This window comes from Saccharopolyspora sp. SCSIO 74807, assembly GCF_037023755.1.
GTDB lineage: Bacteria > Actinomycetota > Actinomycetes > Mycobacteriales > Pseudonocardiaceae > Saccharopolyspora_C > Saccharopolyspora_C galaxeae.
The window spans coordinates 5,590,463-5,605,959 of sequence record NZ_CP146100.1 but is presented as its reverse complement, the minus strand read 5'-3'; the positions used below and the strand labels follow the sequence as shown (position 1 = coordinate 5,605,959).

The 15,497-nt window shown below is 69.7% G+C and carries 16 protein-coding genes; 9 read left to right on the top strand and 7 right to left on the bottom strand.

Annotated elements, in window-relative coordinates; genetic code table 11:
- Window positions 1-81: 81 nt before the first annotated feature.
- A complete protein-coding gene (locus V1457_RS25755) occupies window positions 82-1,071 on the top strand; it encodes a TerC/Alx family metal homeostasis membrane protein (RefSeq protein WP_338597436.1) in 990 nt (329 codons plus the stop codon).
- Between the two features lie 135 nt (window positions 1,072-1,206).
- On the opposite strand, the gene V1457_RS25750 is transcribed toward V1457_RS25755, so the two are convergent.
- A complete protein-coding gene (locus V1457_RS25750) occupies window positions 1,207-1,896 on the bottom strand; it encodes a DUF4232 domain-containing protein (RefSeq protein WP_338597434.1) in 690 nt (229 codons plus the stop codon).
- Between the two features lie 155 nt (window positions 1,897-2,051).
- Here V1457_RS25750 and V1457_RS25745 point away from each other — a divergent pair, with 155 nt between their 5' ends.
- Window positions 2,052-2,759 carry an enoyl-CoA hydratase gene (locus V1457_RS25745; protein WP_200072299.1) on the top strand — a complete coding sequence of 236 codons (708 nt, stop codon included), beginning with the start codon at window positions 2,052-2,054 and terminating at the stop codon, window positions 2,757-2,759.
- A gap of 4 nt (window positions 2,760-2,763) precedes the next feature.
- Here V1457_RS25745 and V1457_RS25740 read toward each other — a convergent pair whose 3' ends face one another.
- Window positions 2,764-3,507 (bottom strand): SDR family NAD(P)-dependent oxidoreductase, encoded by a 744-nt coding sequence (locus tag V1457_RS25740; protein WP_338597432.1) that lies wholly within the window; start codon window positions 3,505-3,507, stop codon window positions 2,764-2,766.
- Between the two features lie 228 nt (window positions 3,508-3,735).
- Here V1457_RS25740 and V1457_RS25735 point away from each other — a divergent pair, with 228 nt between their 5' ends.
- The 3 genes from V1457_RS25735 to tatA all read left to right on the top strand — a co-directional run bounded on the left by V1457_RS25735 (window position 3,736) and on the right by tatA (window position 4,896).
- Entirely contained in the window at window positions 3,736-4,227 is a 492-nt protein-coding gene (locus V1457_RS25735) for a carboxymuconolactone decarboxylase family protein (protein ID WP_200072301.1), read from the top strand.
- Between the two features lie 135 nt (window positions 4,228-4,362).
- Window positions 4,363-4,635, top strand: a complete 273-nt coding sequence (locus V1457_RS25730) for a GlsB/YeaQ/YmgE family stress response membrane protein (protein WP_200072302.1) — start codon at window positions 4,363-4,365, stop codon at window positions 4,633-4,635.
- Window positions 4,636-4,701: 66 nt separating this feature from the next.
- Window positions 4,702-4,896, top strand: a complete 195-nt coding sequence (gene tatA / locus V1457_RS25725; protein WP_200072303.1) for a Sec-independent protein translocase subunit TatA — start codon at window positions 4,702-4,704, stop codon at window positions 4,894-4,896.
- 257 nt (window positions 4,897-5,153) lie between these two features.
- On the opposite strand, the gene V1457_RS25720 is transcribed toward tatA, so the two are convergent.
- On the bottom strand, window positions 5,154-5,807 hold the full coding sequence (locus V1457_RS25720) for a histone deacetylase (protein WP_338597429.1): 654 nt from the start codon (window positions 5,805-5,807) through the stop codon (window positions 5,154-5,156).
- Between the two features lie 45 nt (window positions 5,808-5,852).
- The gene (locus V1457_RS25715) at window positions 5,853-6,239 is read right to left on the bottom strand and encodes an SRPBCC family protein (RefSeq protein ID WP_338597427.1); all 387 of its coding nucleotides are present in this window, start codon (window positions 6,237-6,239) and stop codon (window positions 5,853-5,855) included.
- Between the two features lie 205 nt (window positions 6,240-6,444).
- Here V1457_RS25715 and V1457_RS25710 point away from each other — a divergent pair, with 205 nt between their 5' ends.
- Window positions 6,445-7,671: a CoA transferase gene (locus tag V1457_RS25710; protein WP_338597426.1), complete on the top strand. Its 1,227-nt coding sequence runs from the start codon at window positions 6,445-6,447 to the stop codon at window positions 7,669-7,671.
- Window positions 7,668-8,441: an enoyl-CoA hydratase/isomerase family protein gene (locus V1457_RS25705; protein WP_338597424.1), complete on the top strand. Its 774-nt coding sequence runs from the start codon at window positions 7,668-7,670 to the stop codon at window positions 8,439-8,441. The genes V1457_RS25710 and V1457_RS25705 overlap by 4 nt, the downstream gene beginning before the upstream one ends.
- 15 nt (window positions 8,442-8,456) lie before the next feature.
- Here the strand turns inward: V1457_RS25705 and V1457_RS25700 are convergent, their stop codons facing one another.
- A complete protein-coding gene (locus V1457_RS25700) occupies window positions 8,457-9,230 on the bottom strand; it encodes an IclR family transcriptional regulator (protein WP_338597422.1) in 774 nt (257 codons plus the stop codon).
- Window positions 9,231-9,308: 78 nt separating this feature from the next.
- Window positions 9,309-10,643, bottom strand: a complete 1,335-nt coding sequence (locus V1457_RS25695; RefSeq protein ID WP_338597420.1) for an SLC13 family permease — start codon at window positions 10,641-10,643, stop codon at window positions 9,309-9,311.
- Between the two features lie 146 nt (window positions 10,644-10,789).
- On the opposite strand from V1457_RS25695, the gene V1457_RS25690 reads away from it, so the two are divergent.
- Both V1457_RS25690 and V1457_RS25685 read left to right on the top strand, forming a co-directional pair.
- Window positions 10,790-11,956, top strand: coding sequence for an aminotransferase class V-fold PLP-dependent enzyme (locus V1457_RS25690; RefSeq protein ID WP_338597419.1), 1,167 nt, complete (start codon window positions 10,790-10,792; stop codon window positions 11,954-11,956).
- Window positions 11,956-14,823 (top strand): FAD-linked oxidase C-terminal domain-containing protein, encoded by a 2,868-nt coding sequence (locus tag V1457_RS25685; protein WP_338597418.1) that lies wholly within the window; start codon window positions 11,956-11,958, stop codon window positions 14,821-14,823. Before V1457_RS25690 ends, V1457_RS25685 begins: the two co-directional genes overlap by 1 nt.
- 106 nt (window positions 14,824-14,929) lie before the next feature.
- Here V1457_RS25685 and V1457_RS25680 read toward each other — a convergent pair whose 3' ends face one another.
- The gene (locus V1457_RS25680) at window positions 14,930-15,493 is read right to left on the bottom strand and encodes a hypothetical protein (RefSeq protein ID WP_338597417.1); all 564 of its coding nucleotides are present in this window, start codon (window positions 15,491-15,493) and stop codon (window positions 14,930-14,932) included.
- Between the last annotated feature and the right edge of the window lie 4 nt (window positions 15,494-15,497).

Genomic DNA, 15,497 nt, shown 5'->3' with positions numbered 1-15,497 from the left:
GTACGGACACCCGGCGGTGTTCCCGGGCGGCCGCCCGCCAGCGGGTGAAGGAGACCTCGGACCTTATTTCGAGGAGGCCCGTTGTCCCCGGTCCTGGCGCAGGCGCAGTCGATCGGCTCACCATCCCTGTGGGGCGTGAGCATCGTGGTGCTGCTGGTCCTGCTGGTGGCGGATTTCGTCGTGACCCGCCGCCCGCACGAGGTGCGGCTGCGCGAAGCGGTCGGCTGGTCGATCTTCTACCTGCTGCTTCCGGTGGTGTTCGGGCTCGGCCTGTGGGCCTGGTTCGGCGGCCCGCAGGCGCTGGAGTTCCTGACCGGCTTCGTGGTGGAGAAGTCGCTGTCGGTCGACAACCTGTTCGTGTTCATGCTGCTGCTGACCGGCTTCGCGGTGCCCGCCGCGTTGCAGCAGCGCGTCCTGCTCTACGGGATCGTCGGTGCGCTGGTGCTGCGCGGCGTGTTCATCGCTGCGGGCGCGGCGCTGCTGCAGGCCGGGACGTGGGCGTTCCTGGTGTTCGGCGCGATCCTGTTCCTCACCGCGGTGAAGATCATGCGGGAGGCGGTCAAGGGCTCGGACTTCGGCATCGAGGTCTCCGAGATGCGTTCGGTGCGGCTGTTGCGCAAGTGGATGCCGGTCACCGAGGACTACCGCGCGGCGAAGCTGACCGTGCGCGAAGGCGGCAGGCGCGCGCTGACGCCGCTGGCGGTCGTGGTGGTCGCGGTGTTCGCCACGGACGTGGTCTTCGCGGTCGACTCGGTTCCCGCCGTCTACGGCATCACCGAGGACCCGTACCTGGTGTTCACCACCAACGCCTTCGCGCTGCTGGGCCTGCGGGCGCTGTACTTCGTGCTGCACGCGGCGCTGGCCAAGCTCGCCCACCTCAACCACGGCTTGGCGATCATCCTCGGCTTCATCGGCGTGAAGCTGGTGCTGCACTGGGCGCACGGCGTCTGGCCCGCGGTGCCGGAGATCCCGACGCTGCTGTCGCTCGGCGTGATCATCGTGGTGCTGGCGACCGTGACGGTGACCAGCCTCGCCGTCCGCCGCCGCGAAGCGGCCTCCGACTCGCACTGAGCGAGGCGTCCGAGGTGCCCGGCTGCCGCCGTCCGCGCGCTGCCGGGCATCGGGCGTCGCCCCCGAGTCATGGCCGGACCTGTGCTGGAGCGGGTGTTCGTCGAACTCCGCTTCCGGCGTGGCCGTTGCGGCAGGTCAGCGGACGACCTCGACGGTGAGCTGCGGCTGCGGCGGCGTCGAGCAGGCCTGCTGCTCGTGCTCGACGAACATCGAGGCCGTGTCGCCGGGCGCGTAGACGCGCAGCCCGCGCACCGCCTGCGGCCGGCATTCGTCGGGGGAGTACATGCCGGACTTGGCGATGCTCAGCGGGCTCGAAGCCGACTCGCCCGGTTGCAGCGTGATCAGCTGTCCCTCGGATTTCGGGGCGCGTTCGGCGGGCTCGCCGATCTGCTGGCCGGAGTCCCCGGCGACGAACGAAACCCCGGGCGACCCCTGCAGCGTGCAGGCCCGCTCGCCGTTGTTGGTGAACCGCAGGTCGCTGTTGGTGTGCCCCATCCCGCTGTCGCCGCGGCTGAGCGAGACCTCCAGCTCGCCGGCCGTGCAGTTGTCCGGTTTCGCCGGAGCCTCCGGCTGCGAACCGCCGGCCTGCTGCTCCGCGCTCGTCGGTGCCTCGCCGCCCGAGGCCGGATCGCTCGGCGGGGCAGTGCTGCCCGGCGGCGGAGCGGGGCTCTGCTGCGCGCCCGGATTCGGCACCGCGGCCGGGATGTCGACCTGCCCGCCGTCCGGGGGCGCGCCGCATCCGGCCAGCGCGAATCCCGCGGCCAGCACTCCCGTCATCATCGCGGTACGCCCGATCATCGCGGTATGTCCAGCGATCCTGCGCATCTTGCCACCCCGTTCCGGTCCGTCCGTTCACTTCGTAGACGTATCGGCGGGTGCGGAGGTTGTGCGGCGGCGGCGATGTGACGTTCGCCAATACCGCGGCCGGATCCGCCGCAGGCGATGGTGCACTGTCGGCTGGTTCGGCGGGAAGGGAACGCATGATCACTTCAGAGCTGCGCGGTCGCACTGCGCTGATCGTCATCGACCGCGACGAGCGGCGCAACGCGCTCGACCTGCAGCACTGCGAGCAGCTGCGCGAAGCCGTCGAGTCCACAGTGGAAGAGGGGGCGCGGGCGCTGGTGCTTTCCGGCGGTGGCAGCACTTTCTGCGCCGGTGCCGACCTGGACGGGGTCTACGGCGAGACCTTCCGCGACGCGCTCTACGCCGCGCTGCAAGCGATCGTGCGGGCGCCGGTGCCGGTGATCGCCGCGGTGAACGGCCCGGCCGTGGGCGCGGGAACCCAGCTCGCGCTCGCGAGCGATCTGCGCGTGGCAGCGCCGGAGGCGTTCTTCTCGGTGCCGACGGCCAAGAACGGGCTCGCGGTGGATCCCTGGACGATCCGGCGGCTCGCGCTGCTGGCCGGTGGCGGACCGGCGCGTTCGATGCTGCTCGGTGCCGACCGGCTCGATGCGGCCACCGCGCACCAGCGCGGGATGGTGGACCGGCTCGGCGACCTCGACACGGCGCTGGCCTGGTCGGACGAGGTCGGCGCGATGGCTCCGCTGAGCCTGCGCTACGCCAAGGCGGTGCTCAACGACGGCCCGGACGCCGAGGCCCTGTACGACGCGTGCTGGTCCAGCGCGGACGCCGCGGAGGCAAGGCGCGCGCGGGAGCAGCGCCGCACTCCCGAATTCCGCGGCGAGTAGCCGCTCACCAGGACAGATAGCCCCCGTCCACCGGCACGTAGGCACCGGTCAGGAACGACGCGCCGGGGGAGAGCACGAACAGCACGGCCTGCGCGATCTCGTCCGGCGTGCCCAGCCGCCCGACGGGATGCGCGGTGGCGATCCGCTCGTAGGCGTCGCCGTTGTGCGCGGACAGCAGGGGAGTGTCGATGAAGCCCGGCCCGATCGCGTTCACCCGCACGCCCTGCTCGGCGTACTCCAGGGCCGCGGACTTGGTCAGCCCCACCACGCCGTGCTTGGCCGCGACGTAGGGCGAAGCGCCGCGCACGGCGACCGAACCGAGCACGCTGGCGATGTTCACGATCGAACCGCCGCGTTCGAGCATCGGCGGGATTTCCGCGCGCATGCTCAGGAAGACGCCGTCGAGGTTGACCGAGGTGACCTGCCGCCAGGTGGCAAGTCCGACTTCGGCGACCGGGGAGTCGTCCGGCACGCCGACGCCTGCGCTGTTGACCGCCAGGTCCAGCCTGCCGAAGTGCTCGACGGCGGCGCGGACCATCGCCTCGGCGCCTTCCTCGGAACCCACGTCGGCAGCGGTGGCCAGGGCGCGTTCGCCGAGTTCGCCCGCCAGCGCCGCTGCGGCCTCCGCGGACCGGTCCGCGATCACCACGCGGGCTCCGGCCGTCGACAGCGCACGGGCGCAGGCCGCGCCGATGCCGGAGGCGCCGCCGGTGACCAGGGCTACCTCGTCGGTGAGTTCCGGCGTCATCGCCGCTCCCTTCGACCCGGGCAATGATTATCATCATTAGTCGGCGATGGGGAGGTGTCAAGGTCGTCCGGCGGGCCGCTCGGCGCCGTGCCGCGAGGGGCTCGTGCATCCCGCGGGAAAATCACGGTGCGTGATCACACGAGTTCAAGATCACCCGTTTAACTGGTCCAGCGTCGAATCGCCGAAGTGGACCACGCGGCAGCCGTGGCCGCGCCTACCGTCGGGTGCATGACGAACTCCGCCCAGGACCGCGTGCCGGAACACGAGCCCCGCCTCAACATCAGGAAACTGGCGCCCGAGGTCTACCGCAGCGTCGCGCAACTGGAAGCCGCGGTCAGCAAGGGCGTCGACCCGACCGTGCTCGAGCTGGTCCGGATCCGCGCATCGCAGCTGAACCACTGCGCGTTCTGCCTGGACATGCACACCAAGGACGCGCTCGCCGCGGGCGAGTCGGTGCAGCGCATCGTGCAGCTGTCCGCGTGGGAGGAGTCCAAGCACTTCTACACGCCCAAGGAGATCGCCGCGATCGAGCTGACCGAGGCGGTCACCGTGCTCACCGAAGGCTTCGTTCCGGACGAGGTCTACGAGCGCGCGGCCGAGCACTACGACGAGACCGAGCTGGCGCACCTGATCGCGGCCATCGCCTCGATCAACGTCTGGAACCGGCTCAGCGTGACGGCGCGCAACGTGCCCGGGCACTACCATTCAGGTGGCAAATGACCGTTACCTGTCGCGGCGTTCGGGTCCGTGCCTTGGTGCCCGAGTTGTACCGCCACACCTCCGGGCGACGCGATCACCGCTGCACCGGCGGCAGTATCGTGCAGCGGAAAGCGCCGGGAACGTGAGGAGAAGGCGATGCTGTGGACCATCCTCGGATGGATCGTGTTCGGCCTGATCGCGGGCTTCATCGCCCGCGCGGTCGTGCCGGGCAAGGACGACATCGGGCTGCTGATGACCATCGTCCTGGGTGTGGTCGGCTCGGTGGTGGGCGGCTTCCTCGCCGGACTGCTCACCGTGGGCCTGCGTGGTTTCGAGCCGACGGGCTGGATCGGGTCGATCATCGGCGCGATCGTCGTGCTGGTGATCTACAACCAGGTGACCGGCCGCAAGCGCCGCGCGCGCGACTGATCATCGGCGGGGCGTGCGCGGGTGCTCCGCGCACGCCCCGCGCAATCGTCGAAGGAGTGTTCCGACATGGGTGAGCTCGCACCCTCGCACTGGCTGGTCGTCCTGGTCGTGGTCGCGCTGCTGTTCGGCTCGGCGAAGCTGCCGGAGATCGCGCGATCCCTGGGCCGTTCCGCCCGCATCCTCAAGGCCGAATCCCGCGGACTGCGCGAGGACGAGAACGCCGCGCAGCAGGACTCACCCGGCGCGCAGCAGACGTCCTGATCAGGACCGGCACCGGGCAGCGGTGCGCGGATCGGTGCGCACCCCGGATTTCCGGAGTGAACGGCCCGCTCGACGCCGGCCGAAAGTCCCGTCATCTCCGAATGAATCGGCGTGTCGGCACCGGGCCAGCCCCGCCGAACTTTCCGAGTGAACGGAACTTTGGTCCCACTAGATCGGGCGAAGAGGCCGTTCGCTCGGAGCCTTCGTCGCTGCGTCGGGTGGCGCGCGGGCGTGTCGGCCGATTCGGGAGCGAGATCCTAGGGGTTCGTCGCGAGCCCGCGGATGTCCGCGGGGCTCCAATGCCCGAGAGCGCCGGGACACCCCGCGAGGTAGCCGGCGGCCGTGTCCGCGTCCCAGCCCTGTCCGTCGCGTAGTCCGGCCAGCAGCATCCGCAGGTAAGCCGCCGACGGTGCCACCGGCGTCACCTCGGCGCTGGAGAACGGCGCGGTGAACGTCAGCACCGGATGACCGTCCAGGTCACCGACGCGCAGCAGCGTTTCGTAGCGGCCGGTCCCGAGCCTGCTGACGCCGGTGCGCAGCACTTCCCGCAGGTCGAGGTCGTCGCCCGGCTCGCGGTACATCTCCTGCGCCACCAGGTCGGCGAACTGCTCGCCGCTGACCAGGTACGCCCGCAGCGCGGCCGAGCCGGGCAGGGCTCGGTCGAGGAAGGCACGCCCGCCACCCCAGACCTGCGACTCGGTCGCGAAGTGGATCCCGCCCGGCACCTGATGGCCGGTGGTGCGCCGCGGCGGGCGCGGATCGCGGCAACCGGGGCAGCTGCGCCGTCCGCCGGGCGGCGTGCCGCCTTCGAGGTAGCAGCGCAGGCGTCCCGCGTCCATGTTCGAGCCGTAGCTGGCGTACCAAACCAGCTCGGGCTGCTCGCCGCGCATCGCCTCGGTGGTCCCGTGCATCCCTTGATGATCACAGCCCGGCGTGCCGCGCGGAAACCTCGCCGATCAGCACTGCTGCACCAGGTTCTGCAGCGCGCTGCGGGCGAACGGCATGTACGGCATGATCAAGAACGCCGGTCCGCGCGCGTTGAGCCAGGTCGTCGAGCCCTCTCCGGCCGCTTCCACACCGTGGTCCAGGTGCAACGTCAGCAGCCCGAAGCGCACGCTCCACGACCACTTCCGGTGCTGCTCGTCGACGTCGGTGACGGTGAAGTCCAGGCGGACCCCGCCGGCGGCGAACAGCCTGCCATCGGCGCCGGGCGCGATGCGGACCGCGTCGGTGTGGACCTCGGTGATCTGCGGTGCCCAGCCCGGCCAGCGGGCGGGATCGGCGTAGCGCTCCCACACCTCGTCCGGCGTCGCAGGGCCGGACGCTTCCGCGGTGGTCTCCATCGGCCCATCGTCGGCGACGGCGCGCGGCGCGGCCCGGCGGCTTCCGGTGAGCGCTTCCGGCCGGTTCCGCGCAAGACCTGGTCGGAGGTGCCGCGAAGCGCAGTGCGTGTCGTGCGCGGGACAGCCGGTCCGCCTGCGGTTCATCGCCGAGCGTATTGACTCCGAAGCTGACCCGCTCGTACCTTCATGCCGTCACAAGGTGGTCGTGCCGTGGAACGGCACAGAACGGCGGGCGACGATGGTGTTGGCGCTGGAGAACCTGACGGTCCTGGACCTCACGCAGGTCATGGCCGGTCCCTACTGCTGCCAGTTGCTCGGCGACCTCGGCGCCGACGTGCTCAAGGTCGAGCCGATCGGCGCGGGCGACGCCACCCGCCAAGCCACCGGGCACCGGCTGCCGAACGGCGAGAGCGCGGCGTTCCTGGCGGTGAACCGGAACAAGCGCAGCATCGCGCTGGACCTCAAGAGCGACGCGGGCAGGCAGGCCTTCTACGATCTGGCCCGCGACGCCGACGTCGTGGTGGAGAGCTTCCGGCCGGGCGTGGCGGCGCGGCTCGGCGTGGACTACGAGACGCTGAGCGGGCTCAACGATCAGCTCGTCTACGCCTCCGTGTCCGGTTTCGGCCAGACCGGCCCGTACGCGCAGCGCGCGGGCTACGACCTGATCGCGCAAGCCATGTCCGGGATCATGAGCGTCACCGGGGATCCGGACGGCCCGCCGGTGAAGGCCGGGGTGCCGGTCGCCGACCTGTCCGCCGGATTGTTTTGCGCGGTCGGCATCCTCAGCGCGTGCCTGTCCCGCGCGACGACCGGCCGCGGCCAAGCGGTGGACACTTCGCTCTACGACGCGGCACTGGCACTGTCCATTTGGGAGACATCGGAGCTTTGGGCCACCGGCGAGCCACCCGGCCGCCTCGGTTCCGCGCACCGCGTGAACGCGCCCTATCAGGCGCTTCCGGCTCGTGACGGCTACTTGACGATCGGCGCGAACAACGAGCGGCTGTGGCAGCGGTTGTGCAAGGTGCTGGGCCGCCTCGACCTGCTCGCCGACGAGCGGTTCACCACCAATACCGATCGCGTGCGCCGCCGCGACGAACTCGCCGGAGAACTCGGCCGCACGCTGCGCGAACGGGACCGGGACGAGTGGGTGCAGCTGCTGCTGGACGCGGGTGTGCCGGTCGGTCCGATTCGCGACTACGCCGAGTCCTGCGCCGATCCGCACACCGCGGCCCGCGAGATGGTCGTCGAGCTGGATCATCCGGCGGAGGGCCGGGTCCGCTCGCTCGGCGTCCCGGTGAAACTCACCGGCACACCGGCGGAAATCCGCCGCGTCGCGCCCGATCTGGGGCAGCACACCGACGAAGTTCTGCGATCGCTCGGCCGCACCGACGCCGAGATCGCCCGGATGCGCGCCGAAGGAGCCGCCGGATGACCGACCAGTTGCGCACCGAGTTCAACGGTGCCGTCGCCACCGCCACCTTCAACCGCCCGGCTGCGCGCAACGCCATGACGTGGGAGATGTACGACGGGCTCGCCGATTTCTGCGAGAGGGTCAACGCCGACGAAGCGGTCCGGGTTGTCGTTTTCCGCGGCGCGGGCGGGAAAGCGTTCGTTGCGGGCACGGACATCGCCCAGTTCCAGGACTTTCGCGGCGCCGCGGACGGACATGCCTACGAGCAGCGCATCGACGGCGTCCTGGACCAGGTGGAAGGGATCCGGGTGCCCACGATCGCCGTGGTGGACGGTTATGCGACCGGCGGCGGGTTGACCATCGCGGCCTGCTGCGACCTGCGGATCTGCTCGCCCGCGGCGAAGTTCGGGCTGCCGATCGCGCGCACGGTGGGCAACTGCCTGTCCATGCGGAACTACGCGCGGCTGGTGCAGCTGATCGGAGCGGGACGCGCCATGCACCTGATCTGCACCGCCGGGTTCGTCGAGGCCGAGCAGGCCGAACGCATCGGGCTCGCGTCCGAAGTGGTGCCCGAGTCCGAACTGGACGGCCGGATCGATGCGCTCTGCGAGCAGCTCGCCGCGCAGGCTCCGCTGACGATGCGGGCGAGCAAGCAGGCGATGCGGCGGCTGCGGGAGCATTCGTTGCCACCGGGCGACGATCTGATCGAGCTCTGCTACGGCAGCGAGGATTTCCGGGAAGGGGTCGGCGCTTTCGTGGACAAGCGCCGCCCGCAATGGCGCGGCCGGTGATCGGCGATGAGCGGGTCAGCGAGGTCGCACCGGGCGCCGGTAGCCGAGCGTGGCGCTGACCCGCTGGGCCGCTTCGATGACCAGCGGCCCGTAGCGGTCCCGCGCCTGTTCGGACATCCGGCCCGCGGGTGCGGACACGGACAGGCTCGCCACCGGCTCGCCGCTGGAGTCCAGGATGGCCGCGGCGACCGCGGCGATGTCCGCGCGCCATTCCCCGAAGTTCGAGGCGAAACCGCGCTGGGTCACGCCGTCGAGTTCGGCGAAGAACTCGTCCCAGTCCACAATGGTGCTCCCGGTGTAGCGCTGGAGCCGTTCCCCGATGATCGGCTGCACCTTCTCCCGCGGCATGGCCGCGAGGATCGCCTTGCCGTTCGAGGAGCCGTGCAGCGGGACGGTGCTGCCCAGCGGCAGCACCGCGCGGACCGGGTGGTCGGTCTCGACCCGCTCGATCAGCACGGCGTGCTCGCCTTCGCGGACCATGAGGTGCGCTGTTTCGCCGGTTTCGCGCCGCAGCTCGTGCAGGACCGCTGCTGCGGCGTCGCGCACGCTGATGTCCGAAATGGCGTGCTGGCCGACCTGGAACGCGCGGGTGGTCAGCACCCAGCGGGTCACGTCCGCGCCGTCCGGGCAGATCCAGCCCGCCGTCCACAGTGTCCGGAGAGCGCGTTGCACGGTGCTCTTGGGCAGCCCGAGCCTGCGGGCGAGTTCGCCGACGCCGGCCGGTTGGGTGTGCGCGACCTCTTCCAGCACGCGGAAAGCCGACAGCACGGTGCGCATTCCTTCGCTCACATCCTCAGCTTAGTGGCCGCCGGTGGCCCGGTCCGAAACCGGCGGACCGGGCCGGGCGCACGACCAGCACGGCGTGCCTCACAACCATCCGGGCAGGACGAACAGCGCGCAGGCCACCACCGGGGCGATGACGATCATGCTCATGCCCCAGGTCATCAGCTTCCGGAACACCCGGTCGCGCATCTCGGCCGGGCTGCTGGCGACCACCAGCGCGCCGCTGGTGGAGAACGGCGAGGAGTCCACCACCGACGAGGCCACGGTCAACGCGATGATCATCCCGATGGCGCCGACCTGGCCGGTGTGCAGGAACGGCACCGCCAGCGGGATGAGCGCGCCGAGGATGCCGGTGGTCGAGGCGAACGCGGACACCGCCGCGCCGATCAGGCAGATCACGAACGCTGCCAGCAGCGGAACGCCGATGCCTGCGACGCCGTCGCCGAGGAACTCGATGGTGCCGATCTCCTCCATCATGCTCACGTAGGTCACCACGCCGCAGATCAGCAGCACGGTCGGCCACGCGACCTCGCCGATGCACGCCTTGGTCGTCTGCGGCGAGATGATGCACAGCACGGTGGCGATGCTCAGCGACAGCAGTCCGACGTCGAATTCCAGCGCGAGCGCGCCGACGGCCAGCAGGACCAGGCCGGTGAGCGTGAGCGCGCGATTCGCGTTGAGCGTGGTGACTTGTGCGAGCGCACCGGTGGCCGGTTCGGCCGCGGTGGCCGTGGTGGTGCCGCCGGTTCCTCCGCTGGTCCCGGGTCCAGCCATTTCTCCGGAGCTTTCCGGAGACTCGGTGTCGACTTTCCGCCGCAGCAGTTCCCGGCCGCCGAACAGGAAGAAGACGAGCACGCTGAGCAACAGGTTGAAAACGAATTGGCTGCCCCACAGCAACGCCGGGTTGCTGGGCAGTCCGCTGCGTTCCACCACGCCGTTCGTGATGCTGCCGAAAATGCTGATCGGCGAGAAGCCGCCCGCGGTGGCGCCGTTGATGATCAGCAGGCCCATCAGCATCGGGTTGATCCGGTAGCGGGCGGCGAAGTTCAGCCCGATCGGGGCCATGATCGCGACCGCGCCCGGCACGACCGCGCCCACCATCGTCAGCAGGCTCGTCACCAGGAACATCACCCACGGAACCAGCGCGATGCGGCCGCGCACGGCGCGGACTCCGACGTGGATGAGCCAGTCGACGGTGCCGTTGCTCTTGGCGATGGCGAACAGCAGCGTGACCCCGACCAGCACGGTGAACAGGTCGCCGGGGAATCCGGAGAACAGGTCGTCGGCGCTTTCCCGCACCACGAAAGTGCCGATGAGGAATGCGCCCAGAAAAGCTACTGCGCCCATGTTCACCGAGCGCAGCGTGGCGATCAGGAAAATGAGTACGAGGCCGATGATGGAGACTACTTGTACGGACATGTGGCTCCTCGGTGCGAGGCAGTCGTCGGCTCGGGGACGGGAGCGGGAACTGAATTCATGAGGCGAATCCGTGGTCTCGTGCCGAGGAAGTATGGCCCCGGCCACATTTGACGTCAAGAGTTGCAGAACTGAATGAGGAGAATCCGATGGCGCAGCCGATCGGCAATCACTTCCTGCAAATTCCAGGCCCGACGAACGTTCCGGAGCGGGTGTTGCGCGCGATGTCCGCGCCCACCATCGATCACCGCGGCCCGGAGTTCGCCGAGCTGACCGGAGAGGTGCTGCAAGCGGTGCGGCCGGTCTTCGGCACCACCGGCCCGGTCGTGATCTACCCGTCGTCGGGGACCGGTGCGTGGGAGGCGGCGCTGGTCAACACGCTCAGCCCCGGAGACCGGGTGCTGGCGTTCGAGACCGGGCACTTCGCGGTGCTGTGGCGGGAGATGGCCGAGAAGTTGGGCCTGCGGGTGGATTTCGTGCCCGGCGATTGGCGGCATGGCGTCGATCCGGCCGTGGTCGCCGAACGGCTCGCCGGGGACTCCGCGCACGAGATCAAGGCGGTCTGCGCGGTGCACAACGAGACCTCCACCGGCGTGACCAGCCGGATCGCCGAGGTGCGGCGGGCGATGGACGAGGCAGCTCATCCGGCGCTGCTGCTGGTGGACACGATCTCCTCGCTCGGCTCGATCGACTACCGGCACGACGAGTGGGGCGTGGACGTCACGATCTCCTGCTCGCAGAAGGGCCTGATGCTGCCGCCGGGCCTCGGTTTCAACGCGGTGAGCGAGAAGGCGTTGCGGGCCGGCGAGAAGGCCGGTCTGCCGAGGTCCTATTGGGACTGGCAGCCGGTGTTGCAGGCGAATCGGCGGGGTTTCTTCCACAGCACACCGGCGACGAATCTCCTGTTCGGACTCCGGGAGGCGCTGCGGATGCTTGATGACGAGGGCTTGCCGCAGGTCTTCGAGCGCCACCGGCTGCACTCCGCGGCCACGCGCGCCGCCGTGCGCGCGTGGGGTCTGGAGACGTTGTGCCTGGACGAGCGCGAGCATTCACCGGCGCTGACGGCTGTTTTGCTACCCGGTGGTCATGATGCGGACAAGGTTCGCGAGTTGATCCTGCACCGGTTCAACATGTCGCTCGGCGCGGGCCTGGGCAAGGTCGCGGGCGACGTCTTCCGCATCGGGCACTTGGGCCACTTCAACGATGTATCGCTGGCCGGGACGCTCGCGGGTGTCCAGATGGGACTCGAGCTGGCCGGTGTTCCGATCGATCAGGGCGGTGTCGAGGAAGCCCTGCGAGTGCTGAAGGCGGCGTGATGAGCGAGCTGGAAAACAAGCTGCGGCGCGAAATCTCGGGAGAGATCGCGTTCGACGACTACACCCGGCACCTGTTCTCGCGCGACGCGAGTATGTACACGATCACGCCGCTGGGCGTGGTGTTCCCGCGGGACGCCGACGATGCGGCCGCCGCTGTCGCCGTCGCCCGTGAGCACGAAGTGCCGGTGGTGCCGCGCGGAGCGGGCACGAGCCTCGCCGGGCAGACCGTCGGTCCGGGACTCGTGCTGGACTTTTCCCGGCACATGAACAAGATCCTGGATCTCGACCCGGATTCGCGGACGGCTCGCGTGCAGATGGGCGTGGTGCAGGACCAGCTCAACCGGGCCGCCGCGCCGCACGGGCTGATGTTCGGCCCGGACACCTCGACGAGCAACCGCGCCACTCTGGGCGGGATGATCGGCAACAACTCCGCGGGCAGCGGGTCTGTGCGCTACGGCATGACGATCGATCACGTCCGCGAGCTGAGCGTGGTGCTCGCGGATGCCAGCAGGGCGCATCTCGGCCCGGTGGACGAAACCGAGCGGCAACGACGTGCAGCGGCCGGGACGCTGGAAGGCGCGCTGTACCGGGAACTTCCTCGGATCGTCGCGGAGAACAAGGACGCGATCGCCGGCGGCTACCCGGAGTTCTGGCGCCGCTCGGGCGGTTACCGGCTCGACCGGATATCCGCAGAACCGTTCGACCTCGCCGAGTTCGTCGTCGGCTCGGAGGGAACGCTGGTCGTGGCCACCGAGGCACTGGTGGACCTGGTGCCGAAACCGAAGCACACGGTGATCGCGGTCGGGCACTTCACCTCCACCCAGGCCGCGATCGAGGCGACCGAGGACGCGCTGAGCTTCGATCCGTCCGGTGTGGAGCTGATGGACCGTACGATCCTGGACCTGTCCCGGGAACGCATCGAGTACGCCTCGCTGAGCACGATCCTGGAAGGTGACCCGGATGCGCTGCTTTTCGTCAGCTTCACCGGTGACGACAAGGACGAGCTGACCGGACGGCTGCAACGGCTGAGTTCGTTGTGGCGCAAGCACGAGCACGGCTACCACACCCTTGAGGCGGTGACTCCGCAGCAGCAGTCGGCGTTGCTGAAGGTGCGCAAGGCCGGTCTCGGATTGCTGATGGCCGCCGGTTCCGGAACCCGCCGCCCGCTGGCGTTCGTGGAGGACACCGCGGTCGATCCCAAGCACCTCGCCGAGTACACCGCCAAGTTCGCGGAGATCTTGGACCGTTACGAGATGCAGGCCGGTTTCTACGGCCACTGCTCGGTGGGATGCCTGCACATCCGCCCGTTCGTCGACCTTGCGGAGCCGGGCGAGACGGAGAAGATGCGCGCCGTGGCCGAAGAGGTGAAATCGCTGGTGACGGCCTACGGCGGGGTGAACTCCAGCGAGCACGGCGACGGGCTGGCGCGCAGCGAGTTCAACCGCGAGATCTTCGGCGACGAGCTTTACGAGGCGATGTGCCGGGTCAAGCGACTCTTCGACCCGGCCGGAACGCTGAATCCCGGCAAGATCGTCGAGGCGCCGTCGATGACCGACAACCTGCGCGACGCGGCATTGCCGGAGCCGGGACCGTTCCGGCCGCGGTTGTCGTTCGAGGTGGTCGGCGGAATGCGCGGCTCGGCGGATCGGTGCATGAACATCGGGGTGTGCCGGAAGAGCACCAGCGGTGCGATGTGTCCGTCCTACATGGCCACCACGCGCGAAGAAGACTCGACGCGGGGGCGCGCCAACGCCCTGGTCAAGGCGCTGTCGGAGCCCGACCCGAAGGCGGCGTTGGGAGATGAGCGGCTGCACGAGGTGCTGGACCTGTGCCTGATGTGCAAGGCGTGCAAGAGCGAGTGCCCGCTGGGTGTGGACATGGCGAAGCTCAAGAGCGAAACGCTGTCGCACTACCACGACGAGCACGGGGTGCCGTTGCGTTCTCGCGTGTTCGGGTCGATCCGCGCGCTGAACAGGCTGGGATCGGCGACGGCTCCGCTGTCGAACCTGCCCGGCCGGATTCCGTTGCTGCGCAGGGCGATGCAGCGGCTGCTCGGCATCACGGCGAACCGGCCGCTGCCGCGGTTCGAGCGGCGCAACCTCGGCTCCTGGTTCCGCAAACGCGCGCGGCCCGAGTCCGCTCCCCGCGGCCCGATCCTGTTCCTGGCGGACTCGTTCACCACCTACACCGAACCGGCCATCGGCAAGGCCGCTGTCGACCTGCTGGAGCGAGCCGGTTACGAGGTCCGGCTGGTCACCGAGGGTTGCTGCGGCAGGTCGAGCCTGTCGAAAGGTCTCGTCGACGATGCGCAGCGCAAGGCGCAAGACCTGGTGTCGCGACTGTCCGATTCGGACGCGCCGATCGTCGGTTGCGAGCCTTCCTGCGTGCTCACCTTGCGGGACGAAACGCTGTCCATGCTGCCGGACTCCGGCGCGGCACGGGATGTTGCGGGCCGGGTGCGACAGCTCGAAGAAGTGCTGACCGAAGCCATCGACGCCGGAGACCTGGAGCTGTCGGCGGATTCCTGGCCCGCGGCGAGGAAAGTCGTCTTCCACGGGCACTGCCACCAGAAAGCTGAGGTCGGCACCTCGGCGACCGTCGAACTGCTGCGACGTATCCCCGGGGCCGAGGTGGTGGAGCTAGATGCCGGATGTTGCGGCATGGCGGGCTCTTTCGGTTTCGAGGCGGAGCACTACGAGCTGTCGATGACCGTGGGGTCCGACCGGTTGTTCCCGGCTGTCACGGCCGAACCTGCCACCACGATCGTCGCCGCCACCGGTGTCTCCTGCCGCCAGCAGATCGCGCACGGGACTCCGCGCGAGGCCCATCATCCGATCGAACTGCTGCGGGCCGCGTTGCGGGACTGAGTCCCTGTCGCTGCGTGTGCAGTCCGGCGTGCGGTCTTGCGGACTCGTGCCGCGGCGGACTGTCCGGTCCCGGCTCGTGGGCGGGCCGGGACCGGCGACCGGAGGCTCAGCGCGTCGCGTCGGTTTCGACTCGGCCCCTTCCGGCGAAGGCGGGTCCGGCGAGGAACCAGATTGCGGTCACGATTCCGAGCATCGACATCATGCTCCAATATGGATGTTGCGAGGCCTCCGCGGCCGACCCGGGCACGATGGAGCCGTCGATCGCCAACATCACCAGCAGCAGCGCGCAGGCGATCGCGGAGGCCAGCAGCACGCGCAGCCATTCCCGCCACAGCGCCAGAACTTCCGCCCGCGACCCCTTCGCGGGCTTGTCCGGCTTCGGGCCGCGGTTGAACCAGTACCGGAACCTGGCGTCGGCCCAGGAAATGGTGGCGTGGCCGAAGGCAACGGTGAATCCCAAGTAGACGGCCGCGAGGGCGTGCGCCTGCGTTGGTTCCGCACCGCGAGCCAGGTCGACGGCGACCAGTGCGACCAGCACGACGTCCACCAGCGGGACACAGCGCAGCAACCAGCTGCTCAGCCGTTCCTGCCGCGCGAGGTAGCGGGCGGCGAGACCGGCCACCAAGAACACCCAGAACGCCGCCTCAGCGGCGAAAATGGCTGCGATCATTGCG